This is a genomic window from Chitinibacter fontanus (assembly GCF_013423785.1).
Classification (GTDB): domain Bacteria; phylum Pseudomonadota; class Gammaproteobacteria; order Burkholderiales; family Chitinibacteraceae; genus Chitinibacter; species Chitinibacter fontanus.
Genome location: NZ_CP058952.1, coordinates 3,128,763 through 3,154,765 on the forward strand (window position 1 = coordinate 3,128,763; position 26,003 = coordinate 3,154,765).

At 50.8% G+C, this 26,003-nt stretch carries 29 protein-coding genes; 23 read left to right on the plus strand and 6 right to left on the minus strand.

The window, feature by feature from the left end; genetic code table 11:
• Positions 1–8 precede the first annotated feature (8 nt).
• From HZU75_RS14885 to HZU75_RS14930, 10 genes are all read left to right on the plus strand, one after another.
• Positions 9–473, plus strand: a complete 465-nt coding sequence (locus HZU75_RS14885) for a PaaI family thioesterase (RefSeq protein WP_180306777.1) — start codon at positions 9–11, stop codon at positions 471–473.
• Positions 470–907, plus strand: a complete 438-nt coding sequence (locus tag HZU75_RS14890; RefSeq protein WP_228028093.1) for a PaaI family thioesterase — start codon at positions 470–472, stop codon at positions 905–907. The genes HZU75_RS14885 and HZU75_RS14890 overlap by 4 nt, the downstream gene beginning before the upstream one ends.
• Positions 908–974: 67 nt before the next feature.
• A complete protein-coding gene (gene serC / locus HZU75_RS14895; RefSeq protein ID WP_180306778.1) occupies positions 975–2,060 on the plus strand; it encodes a 3-phosphoserine/phosphohydroxythreonine transaminase in 1,086 nt (361 codons plus the stop codon).
• A 19-nt stretch (positions 2,061–2,079) separates the two neighbouring features.
• The gene (locus tag HZU75_RS14900; RefSeq protein WP_180306779.1) at positions 2,080–2,286 is read left to right on the plus strand and encodes a hypothetical protein; all 207 of its coding nucleotides are present in this window, start codon (positions 2,080–2,082) and stop codon (positions 2,284–2,286) included.
• A complete protein-coding gene (gene pheA / locus HZU75_RS14905) occupies positions 2,286–3,368 on the plus strand; it encodes a prephenate dehydratase (protein WP_180306780.1) in 1,083 nt (360 codons plus the stop codon). The genes HZU75_RS14900 and pheA overlap by 1 nt, the downstream gene beginning before the upstream one ends.
• Before the next feature lie 170 nt (positions 3,369–3,538).
• Positions 3,539–4,111: an LOG family protein gene (locus tag HZU75_RS14910; RefSeq protein WP_180306781.1), complete on the plus strand. Its 573-nt coding sequence runs from the start codon at positions 3,539–3,541 to the stop codon at positions 4,109–4,111.
• Positions 4,096–4,707 carry a GNAT family N-acetyltransferase gene (locus HZU75_RS14915; protein WP_180306782.1) on the plus strand — a complete coding sequence of 204 codons (612 nt, stop codon included), beginning with the start codon at positions 4,096–4,098 and terminating at the stop codon, positions 4,705–4,707. Before HZU75_RS14910 ends, HZU75_RS14915 begins: the two co-directional genes overlap by 16 nt.
• A gap of 43 nt (positions 4,708–4,750) precedes the next feature.
• The gene (gene hisC, locus HZU75_RS14920) at positions 4,751–5,851 is read left to right on the plus strand and encodes a histidinol-phosphate transaminase (RefSeq protein WP_180306783.1); all 1,101 of its coding nucleotides are present in this window, start codon (positions 4,751–4,753) and stop codon (positions 5,849–5,851) included.
• Positions 5,851–6,285: a GNAT family N-acetyltransferase gene (locus HZU75_RS14925; RefSeq protein ID WP_180306784.1), complete on the plus strand. Its 435-nt coding sequence runs from the start codon at positions 5,851–5,853 to the stop codon at positions 6,283–6,285. The genes hisC and HZU75_RS14925 overlap by 1 nt, the downstream gene beginning before the upstream one ends.
• Before the next feature lie 117 nt (positions 6,286–6,402).
• Positions 6,403–6,573, plus strand: coding sequence for a DUF3460 family protein (locus HZU75_RS14930; RefSeq protein WP_180306785.1), 171 nt, complete (start codon positions 6,403–6,405; stop codon positions 6,571–6,573).
• A gap of 59 nt (positions 6,574–6,632) precedes the next feature.
• Here HZU75_RS14930 and HZU75_RS14935 read toward each other — a convergent pair whose 3' ends face one another.
• From HZU75_RS14935 to radC, 5 genes are all read right to left on the minus strand, one after another.
• The gene (locus HZU75_RS14935) at positions 6,633–7,127 is read right to left on the minus strand and encodes a hypothetical protein (protein WP_180306786.1); all 495 of its coding nucleotides are present in this window, start codon (positions 7,125–7,127) and stop codon (positions 6,633–6,635) included.
• A gap of 59 nt (positions 7,128–7,186) precedes the next feature.
• Positions 7,187–8,395: a branched-chain amino acid ABC transporter substrate-binding protein gene (locus tag HZU75_RS14940; protein WP_180306787.1), complete on the minus strand. Its 1,209-nt coding sequence runs from the start codon at positions 8,393–8,395 to the stop codon at positions 7,187–7,189.
• Positions 8,396–8,809: 414 nt separating this feature from the next.
• Positions 8,810–10,003, minus strand: coding sequence for a branched-chain amino acid ABC transporter substrate-binding protein (locus HZU75_RS14945; RefSeq protein WP_180306788.1), 1,194 nt, complete (start codon positions 10,001–10,003; stop codon positions 8,810–8,812).
• Positions 10,004–10,168: 165 nt separating this feature from the next.
• Positions 10,169–11,152, minus strand: a complete 984-nt coding sequence (locus tag HZU75_RS14950) for an SPM autocatalytic domain-containing protein (protein ID WP_180306789.1) — start codon at positions 11,150–11,152, stop codon at positions 10,169–10,171.
• A gap of 83 nt (positions 11,153–11,235) precedes the next feature.
• Positions 11,236–11,910: a RadC family protein gene (gene radC / locus HZU75_RS14955; protein WP_180306790.1), complete on the minus strand. Its 675-nt coding sequence runs from the start codon at positions 11,908–11,910 to the stop codon at positions 11,236–11,238.
• Between the two features lie 63 nt (positions 11,911–11,973).
• Here radC and coaBC point away from each other — a divergent pair, with 63 nt between their 5' ends.
• Positions 11,974–13,164 carry a bifunctional phosphopantothenoylcysteine decarboxylase/phosphopantothenate--cysteine ligase CoaBC gene (coaBC, locus tag HZU75_RS14960; protein WP_180308860.1) on the plus strand — a complete coding sequence of 397 codons (1,191 nt, stop codon included), beginning with the start codon at positions 11,974–11,976 and terminating at the stop codon, positions 13,162–13,164.
• A 72-nt stretch (positions 13,165–13,236) separates the two neighbouring features.
• Positions 13,237–13,692, plus strand: coding sequence for a dUTP diphosphatase (gene dut, locus HZU75_RS14965; protein WP_228028094.1), 456 nt, complete (start codon positions 13,237–13,239; stop codon positions 13,690–13,692).
• A gap of 36 nt (positions 13,693–13,728) precedes the next feature.
• Here the strand turns inward: dut and HZU75_RS14970 are convergent, their stop codons facing one another.
• Entirely contained in the window at positions 13,729–14,406 is a 678-nt protein-coding gene (locus HZU75_RS14970; RefSeq protein WP_180306791.1) for a glycerophosphodiester phosphodiesterase, read from the minus strand.
• 63 nt (positions 14,407–14,469) lie between these two features.
• On the opposite strand from HZU75_RS14970, the gene HZU75_RS14975 reads away from it, so the two are divergent.
• From HZU75_RS14975 to HZU75_RS15025, 11 genes are all read left to right on the plus strand, one after another.
• Positions 14,470–16,722 carry a patatin-like phospholipase family protein gene (locus tag HZU75_RS14975; RefSeq protein ID WP_180306792.1) on the plus strand — a complete coding sequence of 751 codons (2,253 nt, stop codon included), beginning with the start codon at positions 14,470–14,472 and terminating at the stop codon, positions 16,720–16,722.
• A gap of 147 nt (positions 16,723–16,869) precedes the next feature.
• Positions 16,870–17,955 (plus strand): iron-sulfur cluster carrier protein ApbC, encoded by a 1,086-nt coding sequence (gene apbC / locus HZU75_RS14980; RefSeq protein ID WP_180308862.1) that lies wholly within the window; start codon positions 16,870–16,872, stop codon positions 17,953–17,955.
• A gap of 141 nt (positions 17,956–18,096) precedes the next feature.
• On the plus strand, positions 18,097–19,431 hold the full coding sequence (locus HZU75_RS14985; RefSeq protein ID WP_180306793.1) for a cell division protein ZipA C-terminal FtsZ-binding domain-containing protein: 1,335 nt from the start codon (positions 18,097–18,099) through the stop codon (positions 19,429–19,431).
• 86 nt (positions 19,432–19,517) lie between these two features.
• On the plus strand, positions 19,518–21,596 hold the full coding sequence (ligA, locus tag HZU75_RS14990) for an NAD-dependent DNA ligase LigA (protein WP_228028281.1): 2,079 nt from the start codon (positions 19,518–19,520) through the stop codon (positions 21,594–21,596).
• A 254-nt stretch (positions 21,597–21,850) separates the two neighbouring features.
• On the plus strand, positions 21,851–22,726 hold the full coding sequence (gene galU, locus HZU75_RS14995) for a UTP--glucose-1-phosphate uridylyltransferase GalU (protein WP_180308863.1): 876 nt from the start codon (positions 21,851–21,853) through the stop codon (positions 22,724–22,726).
• Between the two features lie 200 nt (positions 22,727–22,926).
• Positions 22,927–23,229: an ElaB/YgaM/YqjD family protein gene (locus HZU75_RS15000; protein ID WP_180306795.1), complete on the plus strand. Its 303-nt coding sequence runs from the start codon at positions 22,927–22,929 to the stop codon at positions 23,227–23,229.
• Positions 23,229–23,618: a phage holin family protein gene (locus HZU75_RS15005; RefSeq protein WP_180306796.1), complete on the plus strand. Its 390-nt coding sequence runs from the start codon at positions 23,229–23,231 to the stop codon at positions 23,616–23,618. The genes HZU75_RS15000 and HZU75_RS15005 overlap by 1 nt, the downstream gene beginning before the upstream one ends.
• Complete coding sequence (locus tag HZU75_RS15010; RefSeq protein ID WP_180306797.1) at positions 23,611–23,877, plus strand: hypothetical protein; 267 nt, start codon at positions 23,611–23,613, stop codon at positions 23,875–23,877. Before HZU75_RS15005 ends, HZU75_RS15010 begins: the two co-directional genes overlap by 8 nt.
• A gap of 54 nt (positions 23,878–23,931) precedes the next feature.
• Positions 23,932–24,810 carry a cysteine synthase CysM gene (gene cysM / locus HZU75_RS15015; RefSeq protein ID WP_180306798.1) on the plus strand — a complete coding sequence of 293 codons (879 nt, stop codon included), beginning with the start codon at positions 23,932–23,934 and terminating at the stop codon, positions 24,808–24,810.
• Positions 24,807–25,112: a SemiSWEET transporter gene (locus HZU75_RS15020; RefSeq protein ID WP_180306799.1), complete on the plus strand. Its 306-nt coding sequence runs from the start codon at positions 24,807–24,809 to the stop codon at positions 25,110–25,112. Before cysM ends, HZU75_RS15020 begins: the two co-directional genes overlap by 4 nt.
• Positions 25,099–25,956, plus strand: coding sequence for a 3',5'-nucleoside bisphosphate phosphatase (locus tag HZU75_RS15025; RefSeq protein ID WP_180306800.1), 858 nt, complete (start codon positions 25,099–25,101; stop codon positions 25,954–25,956). Before HZU75_RS15020 ends, HZU75_RS15025 begins: the two co-directional genes overlap by 14 nt.
• Positions 25,957–26,003: the final 47 nt, after the last annotated feature.

Genomic DNA, 26,003 nt, shown 5'->3' on the forward strand with positions numbered 1-26,003 from the left:
GATTTGCGATGAATAGCTTATGGTTACCCGTGGCAAATCCCGATTTTTTTGCCCAAGTCGGGCCGTGGTTTATGGCTTTGCCGCACTGCAAAACGCTGGGGCTGGAATTGGTTGCGGCGGAAAAGGGTAAAGTCACGATTAAATTGCCCTTCAAACCCGAACTGATCGGCAACCCAGAAACCAGCGTGCTCCATGGTGGCGTGGTGACTTCGCTGATTGATACTTCCTCGGGCGTTGCACTGTACACCTTGCTGCACATGCCGGAAGCTGCTGCCACACTTGATTTGCGCATCGATTATTTGCGCCCCGCCAAGCCTGATTTACCGCTGTATTGCACGGCCGAATGCTATCGGCTAACCGACTCAATTGCCTTTACGCGCGCCACCGCCTATCAAGAAGACCCAGCCAAACCCGTCGCGCATTCGGTGGCCACATTTGCGCGCACCGGTAGTGATAAAGGGGAAGCCGCATGACGCAGCCTATGACAGAACTTTGCACGGGTATTGCCTCGTATGAATTATTGGAAAGGGCTTTAGAGCAAATACCCTATGCCAAGCTGCTCGGTGTTCAGGTGCGCGAACAAGCTGGCCAGCCGCTGTTTTACCTGCCATACGCTGAAAAAAATATCGGCAATATTTTATTGCCCGCGATTCATGGTGGCGTGATTGGTGGCTTTCTGGAAAACGCCGCCGTGTTGCATCTGATGTGGGCGCGTGAATCGGCGGGCATTCCCCGCATTGTCGATTTTTCGATTGATTATCTGCGCTCAGCGCGGGCGCTCGATTTATATGGTCGCTGCGACATCGTGCGCCAAGGTAAGCGCGTTGCTAATGTATTGATGACTGCTTGGCAAGATGATCCGGCCAAGCCTGTGGCGATGGCGCGGGCGCATTTTTTACTCGCTTAAATGCATTAATCATCGCTGGCTGCTAGCGCTTGATTGATAAGTACTCACTGTTCAAGAGATTGGCTTTATGACTCAAGTTTTTAATTTTTCCTCTGGCCCTGCGGTATTGCCTCCCGAAGTTTTGCGCCAAGTGCAGGCTGAATTGCTCGATTGGCATGGTTCAGGCATGAGCGTGATGGAAATGAGCCATCGTGGCCCAGAGTTTGGCCAAATTCTGGCCGAGGCCGAAGCTGACCTGCGCACTTTGCTCGGTATTCCGAGTAATTACAAAGTGCTGTTTTTACAAGGCGGCGCGCATCTGCAATTTGCAATGCTGCCGTTTAACTTTGCTGCCGCTGATAGTACCGTTGATTTTGTGAATACCGGTCATTGGTCGAAAGTGGCGATCAAAGAAGTCAGCCGCTATGCCAAGGTCAATATTGCCGCCAGCAGTGAAGATAAAAACTTCAGCTATGTGCCAGACGAAGCAACTTGGCAGCGCAGCAAAGACGCGGCATTTTTGCACTATTGCAGCAATGAAACCATTGGCGGTGTTGAGTTTAACTTCATTCCTCAATCGAATGGCGTGCCGCTGATTTGCGATATGTCGTCCAATATTTTGTCGCGTCCAGTTGATGTTAGCCAGTTCGGGATGATTTATGCCGGCGCGCAAAAAAATATGGGCCCATCTGGCGTGGCGGTGAGTATTGTGCGCGAGGACTTATTGGGTAAGGCGCGCAGCGAGACACCCACGATGCTCAACTACAAAACCTTTGCTGATAACGGCTCGATGTACAACACGCCACCGTCGTTCGGTATTTATGTCGCTGGTTTGGTTTACAAACATCTGCTGGCGCAAGGCGGTTTGGCGGCAATGGAAGCCAAAAATATCGAGAAAGCCAATGTGCTGTACGCGGCGATTGATGCATCGAACGGTTTCTATCATTGCCCAACAGCACTGGCCGATCGCTCGCGAATGAATATTCCATTTACTTTGGCCGATAGCCAATTGGATGCTCAGTTCCTCGCAGGCGCGGAGGAGCGTCATTTATTGCAATTGAAAGGCCACCGCTCAGTTGGCGGGATGCGCGCGTCGATTTACAACGCAATGCCGCTGGCGGGCTGCCAAGCCTTGGCGGCGTATATGGCTGAGTTTGCGCAACAACATGGCTAATTAACACAAGGATTCGACCATGGCTGGACAAGGTTCTGGCGGTAATGTGATCGCTGCGCTGTGCAGTTTCTTTCTTCCCGGCTTGGGGCAATTGCTACAAGGTCGCTTACTGAAAGCCATACTAATGTTTGTGCTAGCTGGGGCATTGTGGGTGATTTTTATGGGCTGGATTATCCATCTGTGGTCGATTCTGGATGCTGCTAAATTTGATCCGAGTAAAAGTTAATGTCTGACCAACAATTGCAATTAATACAACAGCATCGCGAAGCCATCGATGCGCTCGACGCGCAAATTTTGCAGCTAATCAACGAGCGAGCGCAGCATGCGCATCAGATTGGTGTGATTAAAGGCAGCGGCGTGGTGTATCGCCCTGAGCGCGAAGCACAAGTGCTGACGCGGATTAAAGAGATCAATCAGGGTCCGCTCTCGGGTGAGGCCGTTGCGCGCTTGTTCCGCGAAATTATGTCAGCGTGTTTGGCGCTCGAAAAACCGCTGACGATCGCCTATCTGGGGCCAGAGGGCACCTTCACGCAGGCGGCGGCGATCAAGCATTTTGGCCATGCCGCCAATACTTTGCCTTGCGCGTCGATTGATGAGGTGTTTCGCGTCGTAGAAGCGGGCAGTGCCGATTACGCCGTGGCGCCGGTTGAAAATTCGACTGAAGGCGCGGTAGGGCGTACGCTGGATTTGATGGTCGGCAGCTCGCTCAAAATCTGTGGTGAAGTGGTTTTGCGCATTCATCATCATTTGCTGCGTGCTAGTGACAACATGGCTGGTATCGAGCGCGTGTATGCCCATGCACAAGCCTTGGCGCAATGCCATGAATGGCTTAATCAGAATTTGCCCGCGCAAGTTGAGCGTATTTCAGTATCAAGCAATGCCGAGGCCGCACGGATGGCAAGCCTTGACCCAACATGCGCAGCGATTGCGGGTGATGCGGCGGCTGAAAAATACGTACTTAATAAGCTCGCACAAAACATCGAAGACGAACCCAATAACACCACGCGTTTTCTGGTATTAGGGGCGCAATCGTCGGCTCGTTCGGGTAAAGACAAAACGTCTTTGGTGATTTCGGCGCCGAATCGCGCCGGTGCATTGCATGCAGTGGCGGAGCCTTTGGCGCGTAATGGTGTGTCGATGACCAAGTTTGAGTCGCGTCCAAGTCGAACCGGTTTGTGGGAATACGTGTTCTTTGCCGATGTAGAAGCGTATATCGACGATGAAAATATGCAAACTGCGTTAGCGGAGTTGCAACAGGTGGCGGCCTTCGTTAAGGTTTTAGGTTCCTATCCTCAAGCTGTCATCTGACGGTGTAAAACTGCTGCGAAGCACGATGTCTGCGTTGTAAAAACACTAAAAATCCTCATGTACTTGAGTACATTCCGGTTTTTCGCCGTTTTTATGCCTTGTCCTCGTGCTTCTCGCTACGTTTTCCACTCTCCGCTTTGTGCGCGAATATTGTTTGAATAAGGAAGCCTATGAAAGCCGTAACCGTATTTTGTGGTGCCCGCATGGGTGCGCGTGAAATTTATCGTGAAGCTGCACAAACCTTGGGCAAAGAAATCGCCGCCCGCGGCATGACCTTGGTGTATGGCGGTGGTCATGTGGGGTTGATGGGCGCGGTGGCTGAAGCGGCGCTAGAAGCTGGTGGCGAAGTCATCGGCGTGATTCCTGAGTTCATGGTTGAGCGCGAGCTCGGTTATGGCGCGTGTACAACACTGGAAGTGGTGGATTCAATGCACACGCGCAAAGCACGGATGGCTGAGTTGACTGATGGTTTTATCGCCATGCCCGGTGGTGTTGGTACGTTTGATGAGTTATTCGAAATTTTAACGTGGGCGCAAATTGGTTTGCATGCTAAGCCGATTGGGTTATTGAATACAAATGACTATTTTGTGCCGCTGCGCGCGATGGTCGCACATGCGGTGAATGAAGGTTTTGTCGGCGAGCGCGATGCTGCGCGGCTGTTGATGGCCAATGACAGTGCCACATTGCTGCAAATTTTGCAGGGCGAACCCAGCCAAAGCGCAGGTGAATGGTGGAAAACTTAGGTTTAGCAGTACCTGGTGATGCCAAACGGGCGGCGGAGTTGATTTATCAATCCGACGCCCCTTTTTACGACTATTGGTTTGCGCTGCCACGCGAAATGACGCTGATGAATTTGGCGCGGCTGTGGCACGAACCCAATGGCAGTTACAGTTATCGCAATGCGCAGGTGTTACGCAATGTGCAGGAAGAAATTATTGCGCTGGTTTTTCATTACCCTGCCGGGTATGGTGCGCAACTACAGATTGACGATGGTATAGAGCTGCATACCCTGGCGCTTGATCTGGATATTTTGCGTTCACGCCAGCGTGATTTGGATTTTTTATTCCCACATGTGCCCAATGACGCTTGGTATTTGCGCACGATTGCGGTGCATGCAGATCACCGCAGCCAAGGCCTCGGTGCGCGCATGCTCAGCCAAGTGATTTTCGCTGCGCGCCAAGCGGGCTTTGATCAGCTGCATGTCGATGTCGATAGCGGCAACCCCGGTGCGGTGCAGTTTTATCGCCGTCATGGTTTTGAAGTGCTGGTTGAATCCAAAGTGCGCACTCTGACGCAATTCTCATTGCCCGCCAGCCTGCGGATGGTGAAGTCGCTGTAATAGCAAAAATTTGATTGTTTTGAACGTTTGAAAAGGAAAGTCGATGTCACTTGCTTCACTGGCCCCTGAATACATTCGCGCCATTGCGCCGTATCAACCGGGCAAACCGGTTTCCGAGCTGGCGCGTGAAATGAATCTTGATCCAGCCAAAATCGTCAAACTGGCATCGAATGAAAACCCGCTCGGCATGGGGCCCAAAGCGCGTGCGGCGGTGGAGCGCGAACTGGCAGAATTGGCGCGTTACCCCGATGGGAACGGTTTCGATTTAAAAGCCAAAATCGCCGAGCGTTTTGCTGTGAATCTGGATCAAATTGTATTGGGCAACGGCTCCAACGATATTCTGGAGCTGATCGCACATGCGTTTTTGCGTGAAGGCGATTCAGCGGTATTTTCTGAATACGCCTTTGCCGTGTATCCCTTGGCAACCCAAGCCGTCGGTGCGACCAATATCTGCGTTAAAGCTGTTGATTTCGGCCACGATCTGGATGCGATGCGTGCGGCGATTCGCCCTGATACCAAAATCGTCTGGATCGCCAACCCGAATAACCCAACCGGCACGCTGGCACGCCCAGGCGATTTGATCGAGTTTCTGGAACTGTGCCCGAAAAACGTTTTAGTCGTGTTGGATGAGGCCTACACAGAATTTTTGCCGCGCGAAAAACGCAGCGATTCAATCGGCTGGTTGAAGCAATTTGCAAATCTAATCGTCGTGCGCACGTTCAGCAAGGCTTATGGTCTAGCAGGTTTGCGTGTCGGCTTTGCGCTGGCGAATCCAGAGGTGGCGGACATCCTGAACCGCATCCGCCAGCCGTTTAATGTGAATAGCCTTGCGCAAGCGGCCGCCGTTGCGGCGCTTGATGATTTGGAGTTTTTAAAGCAATCGGTAGAAGTCAACGCTGCTGGTATGAAGCAAATTACCGAGGCGTTGCAAGAGCTGGGCTTAAGCTTTATTGAAAGCTACGGCAATTTTGTCACTTTCCATTGTGGCGATGCGAAACTACTCAATCAGTTTATGCTCGAACGCGGTGTGATCGTGCGACCGCTCGCGGGCTACGGTATGGCCAACAGCCTGCGCGTGTCGATTGGCCTGCCTCACGAGAATGCGCGCTTTATTGAAGTGCTGCGCGAGGCGATGGAAGGCTAATGTGGTCGCTGGCGAGTGTATACGAAGCTGATTTTGAAGAACTACTCGCCATTCGTATCGCCGCGATGCGCGAAAGCTTGGAGCGCATTGGCCGGTTTGATCCCGAGCGAGCTCGCCAGCGATTGCGCGCCAATTTTGAGCCCATTGCAAGCCGGAAAATCCTCGTGGCCAATCAAGTGGTTGGCTTTTATGCGCTGCGCGAAGAAGAGCAGGGCTATGCGCTGGATCATTTATATCTGCTGCCACAGTGGCAAGGGCAGGGCATCGGTAGTGCTGTGTTAACTCATATCCAGCAGCAATGCCCTAGCAGGCCTATCCGGTTAGTAGCGTTACGAGAGAGCGATTCAAATCGGTTTTATCAGCGGCATGGTTTTATCGCAGTTACGGAATCAGAATGGGATATTGATTATATCTATTGGGGTATATCGTCGTAGGTCATGATTGGTTTGGTTTGTGTGGTAATACATGACATGGTATTTTGCTGACCCAGATAACCGTTTGATCGCTTATAATAGCGGCAATTCACTGAATTAGAAGAAAAGGATATTGAGATGGTAGATCGTAATTACGTATCGGATTACACCAAATTCATGGAAAAATTCCTGCAAGAAAACCCTGAAGTGGCGAAAGGCCAAGTTGAAGGTCGTGCTTTGCTGTGGGATAAAGAACCGATTAATCTGGACGAGCGTGCGCGTAACGAAGAGTCTCGTGTGAACAAATAAATCGCACGAAGCAATAAAAAAAGCCATCTTCGGATGGCTTTTTTTATTGAGCGGAACTTTCAATCTTGAAAATGCTGCCAGCGGCCGGTGTTGAAATCATAGTCATACACTGCGAAAGGTATTTTGCTATCCATGTAGATCAGGTGAGGCGGCAGATTTGCCAGATAACGGATGCCATAATCATCGCGTAGCTGAGCGGCATTTAGTCCGAGATCGGACAATTTATCTGGATAATGTTGCTGCTGTTGCTTGAATGTTTTGATCTGATGCACAATTATTTCAGCTTCGGCTCGGCGGGCTTCTGCTCGGAAATGATGGACGGTAATCGCGGAGCCGAACCCAATACCCCAGATTAGTGTGGTTCCCAATACGATACGCCATTTGGCTTTACCAAATATACATTGGACTAATTTAATTAGAAGCCAGAATGTCAGCAAAAAAGCCGCCAGAAATGTCCAAAGCAAACCGTAATTAAGGCAGCTGATTGTGGTTAGCAATGCGCTGGCCAGTAGGGGTTTGGCGAAAAAGCTGACCATTTCACTTTTTAAGATCATGCTAAAAATCCAGTAAAAAAGGAGGCCGAAGCCTCCTTTTGGGATCAGATTGAGTCTGATTATTTAGGCGCTACACCACCCACCACTTCCAGTGTTTCCCACTTGCCACCTTTTACCGTGTAAATGGCGATCGCACCATTTTTGATATCACCTTTTTCATCAAAAGTGATTGCGCCAGTTGCGCCTTGGTAGTCGGTTTTAGCCAATTCTGGCAGGTATTTGGCTGGATCTGCCGAGCCTGCTTTTTGCATGGCCGCAACCATCACTTTTACAGCGTCGTAGCAGTATGGCGCGTAAAGCTGAACTTCAGTACCAAATTTAGCTTTGAATTTATCCAAGAAAGCTTGGCCACCCGCCATTTTTTCTTTTGGCATGCCTGGTGATGAAGAGATCATGCCTTCAGCATCAGAACCCGCTAGCTTAATAAATTCAGGGGTTTGTGTACCGTCACCGCCCATCACTTTCGCGTTGATACCCAATTTCTTAGCTTGTTTTTTCAGTGGTGCAGCTTGTGCATCCATACCGCCGTAGAAAATCAGATCAGGCTTGCTGCCTTTGATGGTGGTCAGAATTGCATTGAAGTCAGTTTCTTGGTTGGTCGTGAATTCACGGCGTACCACTTCAGCGCCAGCTGCTTTAGCCGCTTTTTCGAATTCATCCGCCAAGCCTTGGCCGTACGCAGTACGGTCGTCAATGATCGCGACTTTTTTCGCGCCCAATTTCACAGCGTATTCGCCGAGTACTTTACCTTGCTGTGCATCGTTCGCCATTACGCGGAAGGCTGTTTTAAAGCCTTGTGCGGTGTAGGTAACTGCAGTAGCAGATGGAGAAATTTGCGCGATACCTGCATCGGAATAGATTTTAGAGGCTGGAATCGTAGTGCCAGAGTTCAAGTGGCCAATCACGCCAGCTACTTTTTGATCCACAAAGCGCTGTGCGACCGTCGTAGCGGTTTTCGGATCGGCTTGGTCGTCTTCTGAGACCATTTCAAGTTTCATTTTTTTGCCGCCGATATCAACACCACCCGCTTCGTTGATCTCGTCAATGGCCATTTTTACGCCATTTTCATTGTCTTTACCCAAGTGGGCAATATTGCCAGTCAGCGGGGCTGCATGGCCAATCTTGATTACATCACCAGCTGGTGCAGCTTCTACTTTAGCTGCCGGAGCAGCACTTGCTTGTTCGGTGCTGGCGGCGGGTTCTTGTTTGCCGCAGGCCGTCATGGCCAGAATGGCCGCAGTAATCAGGGTGTAACGTGCGATAGTCATGTGATATTTCCCCAGAGTGTGTGGTGGTGCGATGTTGTTTTGTGTTTCCAACAAATACTTATCCTAACGGTCGCTGGCAAAACAGCAATTCACATTAGAAGTGACAAATATCCACCTCGCAATGCACAAGTCTGAATAGGTAGAATCCTGTAGCTGCACCGCAACAGTTTGCCTTCATTTGTAGCAACACAGTTTAAAACGAGTGTTTTGCTTGGCCAAGTTGATGCTCAAGCCGCAGATTCGCTTGCTTGGCAATGTGCAAGTAGCTAAAGCACATAAGCAGGTGCTGCTGCTGCAAATCGCTGTTTGGTGTAGGTTCTGATTGTCGTGTTTTTGCAACTCAAATGAAGCGGCTCATCAATATGCAAAAAAAAAGGAAGCCGAAGCTTCCTTTTTTTACGATGCAGCGGGTAATTATTTAGCGCCACCGACCATTTCAGCCAATTCCCACTGGCCATTTTTTACCGAGTAAACACCGACTGCGGCATTTTTTACGTCGCCTTTTTCGTCAAATGCGATCGGGCCAGTTAAACCTTGGTGTTGAATTTTGCTCAAAACCGGCAAGTATTTAGCTGGGTTGGCAGAGCCAGCTTGTTTCATTGCAGACAGCATCAGCTTAGTTGCGTCATAGCTATATGGTGCATAGACTTGAACATCTACACCAAATTTGGTTTTGAATTTTTCTTTAAATTCTTTGCCACCTGGCATTTGATCAACTGACTGGCCTGCTGAAGAGCCAAAAGTGCCTTCTGCATCAACACCGGCCAATTTCAGGAATTCAGGTGATTTCGTACCATCTGCGCCCATCACAACGGCTGTGAGGCCCAGTTTTTTGCTTTGTTTTTTCAGCGGGGCAGACTGCGCATCCATACCGCCGTAGAAAATCAGATCGGGCTTGGCGCCTTTGATATTGGTTAGGATGGCGTTAAAGTCAGTTTCTTGGTTGGTGGTGAATTCGCGCTTCACAATTTCAGCGCCAGCCGCTTTGGCTGCTTTTTCGAATTCGTCCGCTAAACCTTGGCCATACGCGGTGCGATCATCAATAATCGCGATTTTTTTTGCGTTCAGTTTAGCTACAGCGTATTGCGCCAGCACCAAGCCTTGTTGGCCATCGTTGGCCGTGAGGCGGAAGGTGGTTTTAAAGCCTTGTGCGGTGTAGGCAAGGGCAGTCGCTGATGGGGAAATCTGTGGGATACCTGCATCCGAGTAGATTTTTGACGCCGGAATGCTAGTACCCGAAGTTAAATGGCCAATCACGCCAGCGATTTTTTGATCAACAAAGCGCTGAGCCACAGTAGTCGCATTTTTCGGATCGGCTTGGTCGTCTTCAGATACCAATACGACTTTCTTTTTTGCACCATCAACGTCTAAACCGCCTTCGGCGTTGACTTCTTCAATTGCCATTTGTGCGCCGTATTCAACATCTTTGCCCAAGTGAGCAATATTGCCGGTCAATGGCGCAGCCAAACCAATTTTAACGGTATCGCCGCTAGCGCTGGTATCGGCAACTGGCGCGCTGGCCGCTTCTGTGCCTGCAGGTGTTTGTTGTTTGCAAGCTGAAAGGCCAAGAATTGCTGCGGCAATCAAAGTGTATGATGCAAATTTCATGGTGTGCTTTTCCGAAGAAATGTTCAGGGGAATTGAAAATGCAGGTAAGTTGGGCACCGTGGGTGTGCAACTTACATAACAGTCATCTTGAAGCACGACATGGCAGATGAATACTGGGGCTATCCTGTATCGGTCGAAATTAGCTAGAACTGTAATGGATAAGGCTTAAACGCTGAGGTCGAGTTGTTGCACGCTGCCAATTTGTCCGTTTTCATAGGCAAATAAACCCGAGCTACGAATCTGGCCATAATTCTGGTTTTGGCTATTGTTCAAATCAAAATCACCGCGTGCATAACCGAGATAAATCGCGCCAATTTTCATCTCCTGCAGTGTTTTAAGCTGATCTTGCCCGCTAGCGTCTTTCAACCACAATTTTAAATCGGCATAGACTTGGTCCGCTTCATCAATCCACCCATTACCATCATGATCGTGACGCGCTAAATCAGCAAAACCATTGCCGCTATGTGCGCCAAACAATTCGTTTCCACTGGTAATTTTGCCGTCTGCATTTTGATCGAGCGCCAGATAAGCGCTGCCACGATTGAGCTGGTGGATGGTGTCTTTTTTGCCATCAGCATCAAGATCAAATTGGAAGGTTTTGTCGGATAATGTGGCAGCAGGGGCATCGTAATTGATGACTAAGGGGTCTTTTTTGGGGCGAGCAGCGCTACCGGTGGCGATGTTGATATCGATATTCTGGCTAAAGCTGCGACTTAAATTTAGCTCGGCGCTAAAGCTGATTTCGCGACCATCGGCGGTTTTGATCACGCCGTTGGCATTAAACTGAGTTTGTTCACTTTCGTGCTCACTGGCGTGATATTGCAGTTCAATACCCCCTTCAAGTTGAGTTGCTTGTGGGGTATTTGTATCAAGGCTTTGCTCTGTTTTGTCTTTAGATGAATACCCTAGTTTTATTTCTCTGCCCAGTATGGCTTCGAGTAGACTTTTGATTAGTTTGATGCGCGGGTCATTGTTCAGCGCAGTTTCCTGGTCTTCAATCAGGCGAGCTGCACTTGAAATATTCACCGAATCATCATTGCGCATAGGGGCTGGCCGCGGGGCTTCATAGCGCACAGAGAGGGTTTCGGTTTGTTCACGGTAGAAGCTGCGCTGCGCGCTTAGCGTAAGAGCGGATTCGTTGATGCGCATGTTGCACCTCGACTGGTGGGCATGCGCGGATGGGGGGGCTCGCATGCAAAGCATGCTGAAGTTATCGGCCTGAATGATGGCTTTTACAGGTGACCCAGTTCCGCTAGCGACACGATCTGATGAGCGGCAACGATAAAATGATCGAGCAATTTGATGTCGAGTAATTCCAACCCGTGCTGCAATTGGCGAGTGAGTAGAATATCCGCACTAGAAGGCTCGGCACTGCCGCTGGGATGGTTATGCGCCACGATGATGGCTGCTGCATTGTGCGTAATCGCATGCTTGGCCAGCTCGCGTGGGTAAACACGGGTTTCGTTTAGCGTGCCTTTAAATAAGGTTTCGGCGGCGATCAGCCGATAGCCGGTGTCGAGAAATAAGGCGTGAAATTCTTCATGGCGTATTCCCCGCAAGCGCAGCCGCAAAAAATCACGCACCGCAGTGGGGTTTTCAAATGAATCTCTTACTTTTAATTGCTCGGACAGCGCACGGCGACTCATTTCCAACACCGCTTTCAGCTGAGCATATTTGGCCACGCCAATGCCATTGATGGCGTCAAAATCATGCAAAGCAGCTTGAAACAGCGCTTCGAGCGAGCCGAAGTGAGCGAGTAATTCGCGCGCCAGATCAACCGCTGATTTGCCCGTAACGCCAACACGCAAAAAAATTGCCAGCAATTCGGCATCCGACAGGCTGGCGGCACCATTATTAAGTAATTTTTCGCGCGGACGCTCGTCGCTAGGCCATTCTGTAATTGTCATGAGCAAAAATTCGGTAAACTACTGACCATTCTTTCTAGCAGAGGCGAGCCTGTAGTGAGCCCTATCAATCAGAAAAAAATCGTGCTGGGCATTACCGGCGGTGTGGCGGCGTATAAATCGGCCGAACTAACCCGGCTATTGGTTAAGGCCGGTTATGACGTGCATGTGGTGATGAGTGAGGCTGCGACTCATTTTGTTGGCACAGTGACCTTTCAGGCACTGAGCGGCAATATTGTTTACACCGATCAATGGGATGCGCGCCGACCCAATAATATGCCGCATATTGATTTAACCCGCGGTGCGGCGGCGGTGCTGGTGGCGCCTGCATCGGCTGATTTTATCGCTAAAGTGGCGCACGGGCAGTGCGATGATTTGTTGTCGACCTTGGTGGCAGCGCGGGATTGCCCACTGATGCTCGCGCCCGCGATGAATCGCCAGATGTGGGAAAACCCACCTAATCAGCGCAATATTTCGCAATTAAAGAGCGATGGCGTGGCGATTTTTGGCCCCGGCAATGGCGAGCAAGCCTGTGGCGAAGTCGGTGATGGCCGTATGCTGGAAGCGGAAGAATTGTTTGACCACCTCGAAGCCGCTTTACAGCCTAAATTGCTCAAAGGCAAACGGGTCTTGATTACAGCGGGTCCGACTTTCGAGCGTATTGACGCGGTGCGTGGCATTACCAATACCAGCAGCGGCAAAATGGGCTACGCGATTGCTCGCGCGGCGTATGAAGCCGGTGCTGAAGTGGTGTTGGTGTCGGGCGAAACCGCGTTGGCTACGCCGATTGGCGCGCGCCGGATTAATGTGCAATCGGCGCAGCAAATGCTGGCTGCGGTGGAAGCCGAAGTGGCTGCTAGCGATATTTTCATCGGCGTCGCGGCAGTCGCCGATTATTATGTGCTCAATCCATCCGAGCAGAAGATCAAAAAAGACGCGCATATTCTGACACTGGAACTCGCGCCGAATCCCGATATTCTGGCCGGTGTGTCATCGCGCCCGAATCCGCCGTTCTGTGTTGGTTTTGCTGCCGAGTCGGAAAACCTGCTCGAATATGCCGAAGCCAAACGTCTGCGCAAAAAGCTGCCGTTATTGGTGGCCAACTTGGTGCAAAACGCCTTTGGCGCAGACACCAATGAAGTGGTGCTGCTCGACGATCACGGCGAAACGCGGCTGCATAGCGCACCGAAAATCGATATTGCGCGCAAATTGATGGCGCATATTGCACGCCTGTACCCTAGCGTAAAAACTGATTAATACCTGCCTATGTATTACTGTATAGGTAATGCTTGAAAAGGCCTTAAAAGATATACCCATAAGGAATAGACAATGACTAAAAAAACTATGGACGTAAAAATCCTCGATGCACGCTTGAAAGACAATTTGCCAGCCTACGCGACGCCGGGTGCAGCTGGTTTGGATTTGCGTGCCTGTCTCGATGCACCGATCGAGCTGGCGCCAGGCGCCACGACGCTGGTGCCGACCGGCATGGCGATTCATTTGGAAGACCCAACCTTGGCAGCGATGATTTTGCCGCGGTCGGGTTTGGGTCATAAACACGGGATTGTGCTTGGAAATCTCGTGGGGCTAATTGATTCGGATTATCAAGGCCAACTGTTTGTGTCGGTTTGGAATCGCGGCAATGCCAGTTTTACGATTCAACCGCTCGAGCGCATTGCGCAATTGGTGATCGTGCCGGTGGTGCAGGTAGCATTCAATATCGTCGACGAATTTACCGAGTCGGATCGCGGCGAAGGGGGTTTTGGTAGCACTGGGAAGCACTAAACCGCAATGGGGCTACGAGCCCCTGTTGCTTTAGCCTCAAGCGACTCTAGGTTTTAGCCCCGGCAGTTGTTCGGGGTGATCCGCAATCAAGCCCGCCAGAGGCCAAGTCAGTGCGGTGGCGTATTCATCCGCGTGTTGTAGCCCATAAATCCAACAAGGCACTTGTTGCCGTGTCAGCTCTGCGATTTGCTCGCCAGATGCCACTTCGAAATCGAAAACCAAACCGACGCCAACTGGACGCGGCACTGAGGCGAGCATGGTGTATAGATTGATCGTGCGCGCTGGTGAATTGGCCATTAATAGTGCACAGGGCAGTGTAGTGTCACGAGCGATAATTAAAATGAGCTGATGGTGAAACGAGCTAATTAGCCCTTTGAATGGCTGCGCTTGTGCCTCTAGTACTGAGCGAGTGGCATCTAGGCAATCCGCAGATTTAAGTTCCAGATTCCAGTATGCCGTCGGAAAGGTTGCCAGGGCTTCGCTGAGTGTCGGAACATGATAGCCTTGAATTTCACTGAGCTGAGCGCGACTTAAAGTGTTGACCGGTAGCCCATTGGCAGCACAGCGGTCATGGAACAAAATCGCCACCCCATCACGATCGCAACGGATATCAGTTTCAAAACCATCCATACCCGCTGCCCATGCTGCAGCAAAGGCCTCCAGTGTGTTTTCGGGGTGATTGCGGACCCAGCCGCGGTGTGCAATGTAATACATGTCGGTTACACTCGGATTCGATGGCGTTTTGCCAAAAAATAAACAGTTTCAGGAAGTAAATTGATGATTGCTCGCCAACACATGCTGTCTTTGCTTTTGAGCTTGGGCGTGCTGGGCTCAAGTGTAGCACCGTCTGTTGCGCAGGATGCAGCGCCGCAAGCAGCTAAATCGCTCAAGCAAGCAGCCTCTGCGGTGGGTGCTAGTACCAAGCGCCCACGCATTGGCCTGGTATTGGGTGGTGGTGGCGCGCGCGGTTTTGCCCACATTGGGGTGCTCAAAGTGCTGGAAGAAAATCACATTCCTATTGATTGTGTGGTTGGTACCAGTATTGGCTCTCTGGTCGGTGCAGCCTATGCCTCCGGACGAACCACTGATGAGATGGCGCAGCGCATCGAGCAGGCCAATTGGGATGATTTGCTGTCATCTAAATTGCCCCGCAAGGTCAATTCTTATCGCAAAAAAAATGACGATGCCTTGGGGATGATCGGTTTAGAGTTGGGTTTATCTGATGATTTGGGAGTCAAATTACCCGATGCGGCGATTAGTACCCAAAAAATTGAATTTTTCTTACGTGAATTAACCTATGCCGGCACGGTGAATCATTTTGACGAGCTGCCAGTGCAATACCGTGCTGTTGCTACCGATCTGGTGACCGGCAAAATGGTGGTGTTTGAAGATGGTGATTTAGTAACGGCAATGCGCGCTAGTATGGCGGTGCCTGGCGTATTTCCAGCAGTAAACACTGCAGAACACATCTTGGTTGATGGTGGTTTGGTGCGTAATGTGCCAGTAGATGTGGCTCGTGAGACTTGCGCAGATGTTGTTATTGCGATTGATGTTGGATCAGAGCCTCTCAAGCGCACCGAACTCAATAGTATTTTTTCGGTGGCGGATCAGTACACACGTTTGATGATGATGCAAAACGTCAAGCCGCAGCTTGATTCGCTGACTGAGCGTGATGTGCTGATTTCACCGCAATTAGGCAATCTATCATCGGGCGATTTCAAAAAATCCTCTGAGTTGATTAAAGCCGGTGAAGCCGCAGCATTGTCAGCTTTGCCACAATTGTTACGCTATGCCGTGCCTGCGGAGCAATTTGCCAAATGGTCACAAGCGCGTGTTGATGCTCATCTGCAGAGTCGCCCAATTAATGAAGTAGTGGTCAAAGATCCTAAGCAGGTGAATCCGGCTGTGGTTGAGAATGCATTGCAGGTAACAACCGGTGAAAAGCTGGATTTGCCGCAATTTCATGAAAATCTGGCCGAAGTCTATGCGCGCGGTGACTTTAGTCAGCTTGACTATGAGCTACATCGTACAGGGCAAAGTGATACGCTAAATATCCTACCGATCGAGAAATCGTGGGGGCCAAACTACCTTAGTTTTGGTTTGGGGTTCGGAACGGACTTTCAAGGTTCAACCCCATGGTCGATCAGTGCCATGTATCGCCGTACTTGGGTTAACTCACTGGGGGCAGAGTGGAAGTCGATTATAAAATTGGGCTCTTCGCAAACATTGCAGACCGAATTTTATCAACCGCTGTTTCTGGATGGCTTGGCATTTTTGGCACCACATGCATCGATTAAATCGGGGCCGATGGCGCTGTGGTTGTTTGGTAAACAGCTTGGTAATTACGAATATCATCGTTTTGACGCCGGCATCGATATTGGATCAACCTTTAGCAAATATGGCGAATTTCGTATAGGTCCTGTGGCCAATAAGTATCGGCTTACCGAGAGTATTGGCTTACCAGTCGTTAGCAAAGGTTCTGCCCAAGATATTGGTATTCGGGCAAGCTTGCTTTACGATCAGTTAGATAATTATTTTTTCCCAACTGATGGTGAGTTTTTGAGCGTAAGTGCATATGGCTCAGTCAAAAATGATAGCGATATTAACCAGTATTTCCGGATTGGGGCTGAGTTTAAAACTGCGCATGCAATGGGGTCGGGCGTGGGTTTGTTGACGCTAAAAGGGCAAGAATATACTGGTGAAGTGCCAGAGTTTGTTGATATTCGGTGGTTGGGTGGCTTTATGAATTTATCCAGCTATCGTTATCAAGAATTATTAACCAATCGATACTTATATGCGTCTTTGCAATACTATCAACCAACCTCAATCATGGCTCGTAGTTATTGGGGGATAGGCTTGGAGGGGGCGCGAATTTTCGAGCAGGCCAATGGCATTAATGAAAAAGAATGGCGCAGTTCTGCTATAGCGTATCTTGCTTACGATAGCTATTTGGGGCCGCTGTATTTGGGGGTTGCTTATGGGGACAATAAACTCTTCACAAGCTATCTGATGCTTGGGAAACAATTCTAGTCTTGCTAAAGGGGGTTAAGCTTGTATTTCAAGCTACAAGCCCCATATGCAAACAAAATTCAAACCTTTTGACTAATGAAACTATTTGATCGATTGCTAGGGCGTGAGCGCCCAGTAGCCAGCACAGGGAATACCGCCGTGAGTGATATGCAACTCGAAACTATCCGCCAATCTCTGGCCAGCCTCATTGACCCCGATACAGGCAAAGATTATCTAAGCAGTAAAAATGTTAAAAACCTGCGTTTCGAAGGTGGCGTGGTGTCACTTGAGCTGGTGTTGGGCTACCCGGCGCAAAGCCAATTTCCTGCGCGCGAGGAGCAAGTTAAGCAAGCTCTACTTGGCGTAGCGGGGGTTAGCGCTGTCAATGTTAAGGTCAGTAGTGAAATAGTGGCGCATTCGGTAGCCCGTGGAATTCCCTTGCAAAAGGGTATTAAAAATATTATCGCGGTGGCCTCAGGCAAAGGTGGGGTGGGTAAATCAACGACTTCAGCTAATTTGGCGCTTGCATTAGCGGCAGAAGGTGCCAAGGTGGGGTTGCTCGATGCCGATATCTATGGCCCTAGCCAGCCAACGATGATGGGTGTGGCTGATCAGCATCCCGAATCGATTGATAATAAATACATCAAACCGATCGAAAAATACGGCGTATTGAATATGTCGATTGGTTTTTTGATCGACCCTGAGCAGCCAATGGTGTGGCGCGGCCCGATGGTGACGCAGGCTTTAACGCAATTGCTGAATGACACTTTGTGGGGGGATCTCGACTACCTTGTAATCGATTTGCCGCCGGGAACAGGTGATATTCAATTGACCTTGTCGCAAAAAGTGCCGGTGACTGGCGCGGTGATTGTGACTACGCCGCAGGATATTGCGCTGCTCGACGCTCGCAAGGGTTTGAAAATGTTCGAGAAAGTTGGCGTGCCAATTTTGGGCATTGTCGAGAATATGAGTATGCATGTTTGTAGCAGTTGCGGTCATATCGAGCCAATTTTTGGTCAGGGTGGCGGCCAGAAAATGGGCGCTGAATACGGCACGGAGCTGATTGGTCAATTGCCACTCGATTTATCGATTCGCTTGAATGTCGATGCGGGTAAACCCACGGTGGTCGCCGAACCGGATGGTGAAATTGCCGCGATTTATAAAGCAATTGCGCGTAAAGTGGCGGTTAAAGTAGCCGCTAAATCGCAGGATTTCAGCAGCAAGTTTCCGAAGATTGTCATTCAAAATACATAATTTCTGTCTCGGTAAGGCGTTAGTGAGCACGCTAGGGCGCAACTCTGGTATCCTTAGCGTGAGCGCCTTGTTATGGATGGCAAGGCAGCATAAGACAGACTCAATGTATTGAGTTGATAAGATAAATAGAGACATTGAACGATGACCGACACGCAACTTGGCGCGCTAATCATCGCCGGCACAATTGTTGGCGCCGTATTCGCCTACAACCAGTGGCAAGAATATCGCTATAAAAAGCAAGCTAACAAAGCATTTGCCCGTAATCAGGACGATGTGCTGATTAACACCCCCAAGAATATGGTCCGCAAAGCGGATACTCAGCAGCGCTTAGAACCTGTGTTTGATACCCCTAGCGTTGCAGTTCTGGATGAATTGGCGCAGGAATCATCGCCAGATTTTACAGCTTTGGCTGAGCCAGAATACGATGTACCCAAATACACTCCCCCTGTAGCACCAGCACCTATCCGTTACGACGAAGATATGCCGGATGATATTCCGGATTTGCCGCCGTCATACCGGCCTACGTATGCTGCGCCAGCTCAACATAAACCTGAGCTTGAGTCGCATACCCCTGAGGTGGCGGTTTTGGATGAGGTGCCGCGCTTCCTGATGGCAGATGCCAAGCCTGTTGCGACGAGTGTTGAGCCCAGTATTTCGACTGCAGTTGCAGATGCGCCAGATGATGTGCTGGTAACCAGTTTGATCGATCCAGCTCTCGATTTTGTCGCCGAAGTTCATGCTGGTCAGGCGATTGCTGCGAGTGAAGTGCCTCCTTTTCCTGCGACCAAGCGCGTACAGATCATTGGCCTGAATCAGCTTGATCAATGGGAAACCGTGAATTCCACCAGTCGTAATCGCTATCTAGAGTTGCGAGTGGGGATGCAAATGGCTGATCGCCAAGGCGCAATCACTCAGGAGTCATTGAACGCGTTTTGTATGGGCGTGCAGCAATTTGCCGATGAGCATGAGGCAGTTGTTACCTTTCCACAACGCTCGGCCAAGTTAAGCGCTGCGCGAGAATTAGACGAGTTTTGTGCGTCGGTTGATGTATTAATTGGTTTGAATATTCCCGCCGGGGCGCGCCCGATTCCAATGGAAAAAGTGCGTTTGCATGCTGAAAATGCCGGTATGGTGCGGGCTAACGATGGTACGTTCCAATATCGCAGTGATTCAGGTAAAACGCTATTCGTGTTGGCTAATCAGGATCAAACCCCACTGATGGCCACCTCGAAAGGATTAACCCTATTATTTGACGTGCCGCGCGTAGCGGGCGGAATTGCCGTTTTTGATTACCTGACCGAGTTTGCTCAAAGCTTGTCGCAAGCGTTGGCTCTTGATCTGGTCGATGATAATGGCAAACCGCTAAATGCGCAGAGCCTGAGTAATATCCGTCGCCAATTGGCCGAGCTGTATGCCAGCATGGATGATCGTGGAATCGCGCCAGGTTCGGTGGCCGCACTGCGCTTGTTTGCCTGATTGAATGAAGGCAGGCCTTGGGTGTCTAACAACGCCGCTTCTTTGAAGCGGCGTTTGTATTTGTAATCAAGTTTTTGGAAAAAATGATGACCGATTTAGCCTTGCAAGCTACCGCATTGCGCGAACAATTGAACCAATATGCACATGAATACTATGTGCTCGATGCGCCAACGGTACCCGATGCTGAATATGATCGTTTATTTCGTGCGTTACAGGCCATCGAGCAGGCGCATCCCGAATTGCAAAGCCCGGATTCACCCACGCTGCGCGTCGGCGGAAAACCCTTGCCGCAATTTGAGCCGGTGACACATGCGGTGCCAATGCTGTCGATCCGTACTGAAACCGATGTCACCGCGCAAGGCGCTTTGGCGTTTGATGCGTCAGTGCGCAAAGAACTGGATTTACTTGAGCTTGAACCCGCGGTTGAGTATGCCGCCGAGCTTAAATTTGACGGTCTTGCGATCAATCTGCGCTACGAAAACGGTGTGTTGGTGCAAGCCGCAACGCGAGGCGATGGCGCTACTGGTGAAGATGTGACGCAAAATATTCGCACCATTGGGCAGATTCCACTGCGGCTCAAGGGGGTTGCGCCCGCCTTGCTGGAGGTGCGCGGTGAGGTGTATATGCGGCGCGATGATTTTGCGCAGCTCAATGAAAAGCAGCTGGCTGCCGGCGAAAAAACCTTTGTCAATCCGCGTAATACCGCAGCGGGTGCGGTGCGGCAGCTTGATCCGAATATCGCGGCGCAGCGCCCGCTTTCCTTTTATGGGTATGGGCTTGGTGACGTTGCTGGCTGGGATGTGCAGCCTGATACCCATGCCGGTATTCTGGATGCGCTGGCGGAGTTTGGCTTTCCGGTCTGCGACGTACGCGCAGTAGTGCAGGGCGGAGCTGGATTAGCCGAATTTCACGCCAAGGTTGCGGCGCTGCGGGATGAATTGCCGTTTGATATTGATGGCGTGGTTTACAAGGTTAATTCAATTGCTTTGCAGCGACAGTTGGGCTTCCGTACGCGTGAACCACGCTGGGCGGTGGCGCATAAATATCCAGCGCAAGAGGCATTAACCACGGTTGAGGCGATTGATATTCAGGTGGGGCGCACTGGCTCACTGACCCCGGTCGCGCGCTTGGCGCCAGTATTTGTCGGTGGCGTTACCGTCACGAATGCAACCTTGCATAATCAAGATGAGATCGATCGTAAAGATGTGCGCGTGGGTGACACGGTAATCGTGCGGCGTGCTGGCGATGTAATTCCCGAGGTGGTGTCGGTGGTATTGGAGCGCCGCCCGATGATGAGTCAGCCTAGTGCGGATTTGTTTACGCCAGCAGAAGTGCCGCAGTATCCACCATACCGCATTCTCGATTTACATCCGGTGTGCCCAGTCTGTGGTAGCAAAACCGTGCGTGAGCCGGAAGAGGCGCGCGTACGCTGCACGGGTGGGCTGTTTTGCTCGGCGCAGCGCAAAGAGGCGCTCAAGCATTTTGCTGGTCGCCGGATGATGGACATAGAAGGCTTGGGGGATAAGCTAATTGAGCAACTGGTCGACGCTGAGTTGGTTAAAACTCCGGCTGATTTGTATCGACTGAACCTGAGTCAGTTGGCAGGTTTGGAGCGCATGGCCGAAAAATCGGCGACCAATTTGCTGGCGGCAATTGAGGTGAGCAAAACCACCACGCTGGCGCGCTTTATTTTTGCGCTGGGCATACGTAATGTCGGTGAGGCAACCGCCCGCGATTTGGCGCAGCATTTCACTAGCTTGGAAGCGCTGCAAGCCGCGAGCGCAGAAGATTTGCAGTCCGTGAATGATGTCGGTCCGATTGTGACGCAATCGATTCTTGAGTTTTTTGCCGAGCCGCATAATCGCGAAGTGATTGCTGCGCTGCTAGAAGTTGGGGTGAGCTGGCCCGCGATTGAAGCTAAACCCGTCGACGGCGCTTTGGTTGGCAAAACGCTGGTGATTACCGGCACGCTACCCACGCTTAGCCGTGATGAGGCTAAGGCACTGATCGAGGCGCATGGCGGCAAGGTGTCGGGTAGTGTGTCGAAAAAAACCGATTATTTGCTGGCTGGCGAAGCGGCAGGGAGTAAGCTCGACAAGGCGCAAGCCTTGGGGGTGGCGATTTTGGACGAAGCTGCTTTGCATGCTTTGTTGAATGGTGTTTAAAAAATTAAACAATTAAGTTTTTATGACGGCTATTGACATGACTGTTTATTTAATTGAACATGCAAGGTATGCGAAAGTCTGAGGCCCTCCGTTTATTTGGCAGTCAAGCTCGCCTAGCCGATGCACTCGGTTTGGGGCGTTCTGCCGTCTCACAGTGGCCTGATGAGCTTAATTTAAAACAAGCTGATCAGGTCATGGGTGCGGCATTGCGCTTAGGCCTATTGACTGACTACTCATCTCTTCAAGGAAATACCATGCAAAAAATCCGTAAAGCCGTGTTCCCCGTTGCAGGGATGGGCACTCGTTTTCTGCCTGCTACCAAAGCTAGCCCAAAAGAAATGATGTCGGTAGTGGATAAACCACTGATTCAATACGCAGTAGAAGAAGCCTTGGCTGCTGGCATTACTGAAATGATCTTTATCACGGGGCGTCACAAGCGCAGTATTGAAGACCATTTTGACAAAGCCGGTGAGCTAGAAGCCGATCTGGAAGCCAAGCAAAAGACCAAGTTGCTCGAAGTATTGCGCGGCATTATTCCAAAATCAGTCACTTGCATTTACATCCGTCAGCCTGAAGCCTTGGGTCTGGGTCATGCGGTATTGTGCGCTAAGCCTGTCGTTGGTGATGAGCCATTTGCGGTGATTTTGGCCGATGACTTGATCGATGGTCATGGCGTTTCGGAAATGAAACGCATGGTTGATGTGTTTGGCGACACGCATTGCTCGGTGCTGGGCGTGGAAGAAGTTGCGCATGAAGAAACCGGCAGCTACGGCATTGTCGAAGTGAGCGAAAACGCGGGTCGTCTGCGCGTAGGCAATATCGTTGAAAAACCAAAGCCAGAAGAAGCGCCATCTAACTTGGCGGTAGTGGGGCGTTACATTTTGACACCACGTGTCTTCCATCATCTGCAAAATGTGCAGCCGGGCAAAGGGGGCGAGATTCAGCTTACTGACGGTATCTTTGCTCTGATGCAAGAGCAGCACATTCTGGCGCATAAGCTCGAAGGCACTCGCTACGATTGCGGTAGCAAGATCGGCTTTTTGAAGGCCACGGTTGAGCTGGGCTTAAAACACCATGAAGTGGGTCCTGAATTTACTGCGTATATGAAAGATTTTTGCAAAACGTTCTAAGCGCTAATTCGGCAGGGCGTTGATGTACGGCCCAGCGGCACTGCTAAGTGCTGCTGGGCTGAATTATTTCTGGCCCTGTTAAGTATTTACTGTGCAAGTGTCGGTGTGTTTGATAGGATGAATTTCCTGTTTTGCTTCGTAAGGCGTAAGCCGCTCGATGTAAACGAATCGTGGCAAACTAATGTGCAAGGAGCGAGTGTATGACGACGCAAATTGATTCTGTATTGATTGATGAAACCAAAGATGCGCTGAAAGAAACCGCACAATTATTGGAAGCAGCGGCCAATGCGCAAGGTGACGAGGCTAAACTGCTGTATGCCAAAATCGCTGACAATCTGCGCAACGCTAAGCATCGTTTGCTTGAGCTGGAAGGCAATGCGATTGAGAAAGCCAAAGTAGCCGCGAAACAAACAGACGAATATGTTCACAATCATCCTTGGCAGGCGGTGGGTATCGGTGCTGCTGTGGGTCTGTTGATCGGCTTTCTGGTGGCGCGGCGCTAATGGCGGTAGGACGTACTTTGCGTGAAGCAGTGGGCGGCTTGATTGCTGCCCGCTTTGCTTTGTTTGGGCTGGAGTTGCGCGACGAGCTTGACCGCGTTGCCGTCATGGTCGGTTTGGCGATGGTCGCAGCATTTTCGCTGGTGATGGCGCTGAGTTTTTTTGGTCTGACCATCTTGTTTGGTTTCTGGGCTTACCGCATTGTGGTGTGTAGTCTCGTGGCGCTCGTGTTTTTGCTATTAGGTTTGGCCGCTTGGTGGAAAGTAAAGCAATTGATGGAGTTAACTGCCGATCCTTTTCCGCTGACCAGTGAAGAATTTGCCCAAGATCGTAAGCTGATCGAGGCCGCCTTTACTCCGCCAGAGTCTGCCAAAGAGGAAAATCATGGCTAGTCAGACCCGCGAGCAAAAGAAAATGCAGCTGGTGTATCGCTCGCAATTACACCGACTGCAGCTAGAAACCCAATTACTACAATCGCGCCGACCACTCACCATGGCTAGCTCATTTATGGGGGGTATTGCCTCGTGGGGTGTGCTAGGCAAGTTAGCAGAAAATTTAGGCAAAATTCATCCTGGCTTAGGCAAAGTGGCCAGGGTATTGAAAATGGTAAGCGTGCTGCTGGCCGTGGCGAAAATCTTGCGTAACAAATAAACCGAACTGCATGGGCTTGCGTATAATTGCTCGCATCCATGGAGTTACCGTTGCATGTATAAATATTTAGAAGATTTCGTCGGAAACACCCCACTGGTTAAGCTAAAGCGCTTACCGGGCAACACCTCAAATACCATTTTGCTCAAACTCGAAGGCAATAATCCGGCGGGCTCGGTCAAAGATCGCCCCGCACTGTCGATGATTACCCACGCCGAAAAGCGCGGTACGATCAAGCCGGGCGATACGTTGATTGAAGCCACCAGTGGTAATACCGGCATTGCGCTGGCGATGGCGGCGGCGATGATGGGTTATCGCATGGTGCTGTTGTTGCCCAAAAACTCCAGTATTGAGCGCATCCAAACCATGAAGGCTTACGGCGCCGAGGTGATTTTGACCGAGGGCATGGAGGCCGCGCGGGATCAGGCGCAGGCCATGGCTGCTGCTGGGCAGGGCTTGATTCTGGATCAGTTTGCCAATCCGGATAATCCGCTCGCGCATTATGAAACCACCGGTCCAGAAATCTGGCTTGATACCGCTGGTACGATTACGCATTTTGTGTCGAGTATGGGCACCACCGGTACCATTATGGGTACGCGCCGTTATTTAAAAGAACAAAACCCTGCGATTCAAATTGTTGGGGTGCAGCCTTGCGATGGAGCGCAAATTCCCGGTATTCGCAAATGGCCTGCCGAATATGTGCCGCAAATATGCGATTTTTCGCTGATTGATCAAGTGCTTGAAGTAGGGCAGCCTGAGGCCGAAGAGATGACGCGTCGCCTTGCGCGTGAAGAGGGTATTTTTGCTGGTATTTCATCAGGTGGCGCCTTAGCTGCGGCGCTGCATTTATCGAGCACGTTAGAAAATGCGGTGATTGTGAGCATCGTATGTGATCGTGGCGATCGTTATTTGTCGACCGGCGTATTCCCCGCATGAGCCCGGCTGCGATTGAGATCCTCGGCTTGCTAGCTGGCACTTTGACCACCATCTCGTTTGTGCCGCAGGTATGGCAAGTGTGGAAAAGCAAATCGGCCAAGGATATTTCGCTGGGCATGTATAGTATTTTTGTCACTGGCGTTGCCATGTGGCTAGGGTATGGGCTGTTAGTCGGCTCTGCGCCTGTCTATCTGGCCAATACCATTACTTTGATTTTGGCGGGAGCCGTGCTGGTGATGAAAGTGATTTTTGATCGACGTGATCGGCAGCAATTAACACAGGATCAGCATGACGCCCGTTGATTTGCATTGCCATTCAAATATCTCGGATGGCTTATTGCCCCCCGACGAAGTGGTGCGCAAAGCCCATGCCCGGGGTTGCCAGTTGTTCGCCTTAACTGATCACGACGATACGCGCGGCTTGGCGTTGGCCAAAGCGACCGCCGACGAGTTGGGGATGCAGTTTATCAACGGCGTCGAGATTTCAGTGAGCTGGGGCAAGCATACTTTGCACGTCGTCGGCTTGGGTTTTGATGCCAATAATGACGCCTTGCTGGCCGGTTTGGCACATGTCCGCTCTGGCCGTGCTGAACGTGCCGAGCGGATGGCGGCAGCTTTGGAAAAGCTGGGTATTGAAGGTATTCTGGAAGGCGCGCGCCGCCACGCTGATAACCCTGAAATGATTAGTCGCTCGCACTTCGCGCGGTTTTTGATTGAAACCGGTCGCTGCAAAGATATGAAATCGGTATTTAAAAAATTCATGGTGCGCGGCAAACCCGGTTTTGTTGAGCACGAATGGGCACGCTTGCACGAGGCCATTGATTGGATACGCGGGGCAGGTGGTGTGGCGGTGCTGGCGCATCCGGGGCGCTATGATATGGGTAACGAAACCATGCGCGTGCTGCTTACCGAGTTTAAACGCTTGGGCGGTGAAGCGATTGAAGTCGTTTCTGGCAGTCACGGCCATGCGGATGTCGGGCGTTTTAATCACTTGGCTAAAGAGTTTGGCTATCTATGCTCAAGTGGTACCGATTATCACGCCACCGGTGAAGGTGCACGCGAACCGGGGATGAATGCCGATTTGCCAATTGGCTGCGCACCAGTCTGGACGCGTTGGGCGCCGGATTTGCAGCCCTTGGCGGCCTAGTTAAATTTGCAACTGATGACGGCGCGAGCCGCATAAACCAATAGCGA

Bases quoted from the DNA above. Each gene is read 5' to 3' on its own strand.
- HZU75_RS14885 (WP_180306777.1), top strand. From the start codon at position 9: ATGAATAGCTTATGGTTACCCGTGGCAAATCCCGATTTTTTTGCCCAA.
- HZU75_RS14890 (WP_228028093.1), top strand. From the start codon at position 470: ATGACGCAGCCTATGACAGAACTTTGCACGGGTATTGCCTCGTATGAA.
- serC (WP_180306778.1), top strand. From the start codon at position 975: ATGACTCAAGTTTTTAATTTTTCCTCTGGCCCTGCGGTATTGCCTCCC.
- HZU75_RS14900 (WP_180306779.1), top strand. From the start codon at position 2,080: ATGGCTGGACAAGGTTCTGGCGGTAATGTGATCGCTGCGCTGTGCAGT.
- pheA (WP_180306780.1), top strand. From the start codon at position 2,286: ATGTCTGACCAACAATTGCAATTAATACAACAGCATCGCGAAGCCATC.
- HZU75_RS14910 (WP_180306781.1), top strand. From the start codon at position 3,539: ATGAAAGCCGTAACCGTATTTTGTGGTGCCCGCATGGGTGCGCGTGAA.
- HZU75_RS14915 (WP_180306782.1), top strand. From the start codon at position 4,096: ATGGTGGAAAACTTAGGTTTAGCAGTACCTGGTGATGCCAAACGGGCG.
- hisC (WP_180306783.1), top strand. From the start codon at position 4,751: ATGTCACTTGCTTCACTGGCCCCTGAATACATTCGCGCCATTGCGCCG.
- HZU75_RS14925 (WP_180306784.1), top strand. From the start codon at position 5,851: ATGTGGTCGCTGGCGAGTGTATACGAAGCTGATTTTGAAGAACTACTC.
- HZU75_RS14930 (WP_180306785.1), top strand. From the start codon at position 6,403: ATGGTAGATCGTAATTACGTATCGGATTACACCAAATTCATGGAAAAA.
- HZU75_RS14935 (WP_180306786.1), bottom strand. From the start codon at position 7,127: ATGATCTTAAAAAGTGAAATGGTCAGCTTTTTCGCCAAACCCCTACTG.
- HZU75_RS14940 (WP_180306787.1), bottom strand. From the start codon at position 8,395: ATGACTATCGCACGTTACACCCTGATTACTGCGGCCATTCTGGCCATG.
- HZU75_RS14945 (WP_180306788.1), bottom strand. From the start codon at position 10,003: ATGAAATTTGCATCATACACTTTGATTGCCGCAGCAATTCTTGGCCTT.
- HZU75_RS14950 (WP_180306789.1), bottom strand. From the start codon at position 11,152: ATGCGCATCAACGAATCCGCTCTTACGCTAAGCGCGCAGCGCAGCTTC.
- radC (WP_180306790.1), bottom strand. From the start codon at position 11,910: ATGACAATTACAGAATGGCCTAGCGACGAGCGTCCGCGCGAAAAATTA.
- dut (WP_228028094.1), top strand. From the start codon at position 13,237: ATGACTAAAAAAACTATGGACGTAAAAATCCTCGATGCACGCTTGAAA.
- HZU75_RS14970 (WP_180306791.1), bottom strand. From the start codon at position 14,406: ATGTATTACATTGCACACCGCGGCTGGGTCCGCAATCACCCCGAAAAC.
- HZU75_RS14975 (WP_180306792.1), top strand. From the start codon at position 14,470: ATGATTGCTCGCCAACACATGCTGTCTTTGCTTTTGAGCTTGGGCGTG.
- apbC (WP_180308862.1), top strand. From the start codon at position 16,870: ATGCAACTCGAAACTATCCGCCAATCTCTGGCCAGCCTCATTGACCCC.
- HZU75_RS14985 (WP_180306793.1), top strand. From the start codon at position 18,097: ATGACCGACACGCAACTTGGCGCGCTAATCATCGCCGGCACAATTGTT.
- ligA (WP_228028281.1), top strand. From the start codon at position 19,518: ATGACCGATTTAGCCTTGCAAGCTACCGCATTGCGCGAACAATTGAAC.
- galU (WP_180308863.1), top strand. From the start codon at position 21,851: ATGCAAAAAATCCGTAAAGCCGTGTTCCCCGTTGCAGGGATGGGCACT.
- HZU75_RS15000 (WP_180306795.1), top strand. From the start codon at position 22,927: ATGACGACGCAAATTGATTCTGTATTGATTGATGAAACCAAAGATGCG.
- HZU75_RS15005 (WP_180306796.1), top strand. From the start codon at position 23,229: ATGGCGGTAGGACGTACTTTGCGTGAAGCAGTGGGCGGCTTGATTGCT.
- HZU75_RS15010 (WP_180306797.1), top strand. From the start codon at position 23,611: ATGGCTAGTCAGACCCGCGAGCAAAAGAAAATGCAGCTGGTGTATCGC.
- cysM (WP_180306798.1), top strand. From the start codon at position 23,932: ATGTATAAATATTTAGAAGATTTCGTCGGAAACACCCCACTGGTTAAG.
- HZU75_RS15020 (WP_180306799.1), top strand. From the start codon at position 24,807: ATGAGCCCGGCTGCGATTGAGATCCTCGGCTTGCTAGCTGGCACTTTG.
- HZU75_RS15025 (WP_180306800.1), top strand. From the start codon at position 25,099: ATGACGCCCGTTGATTTGCATTGCCATTCAAATATCTCGGATGGCTTA.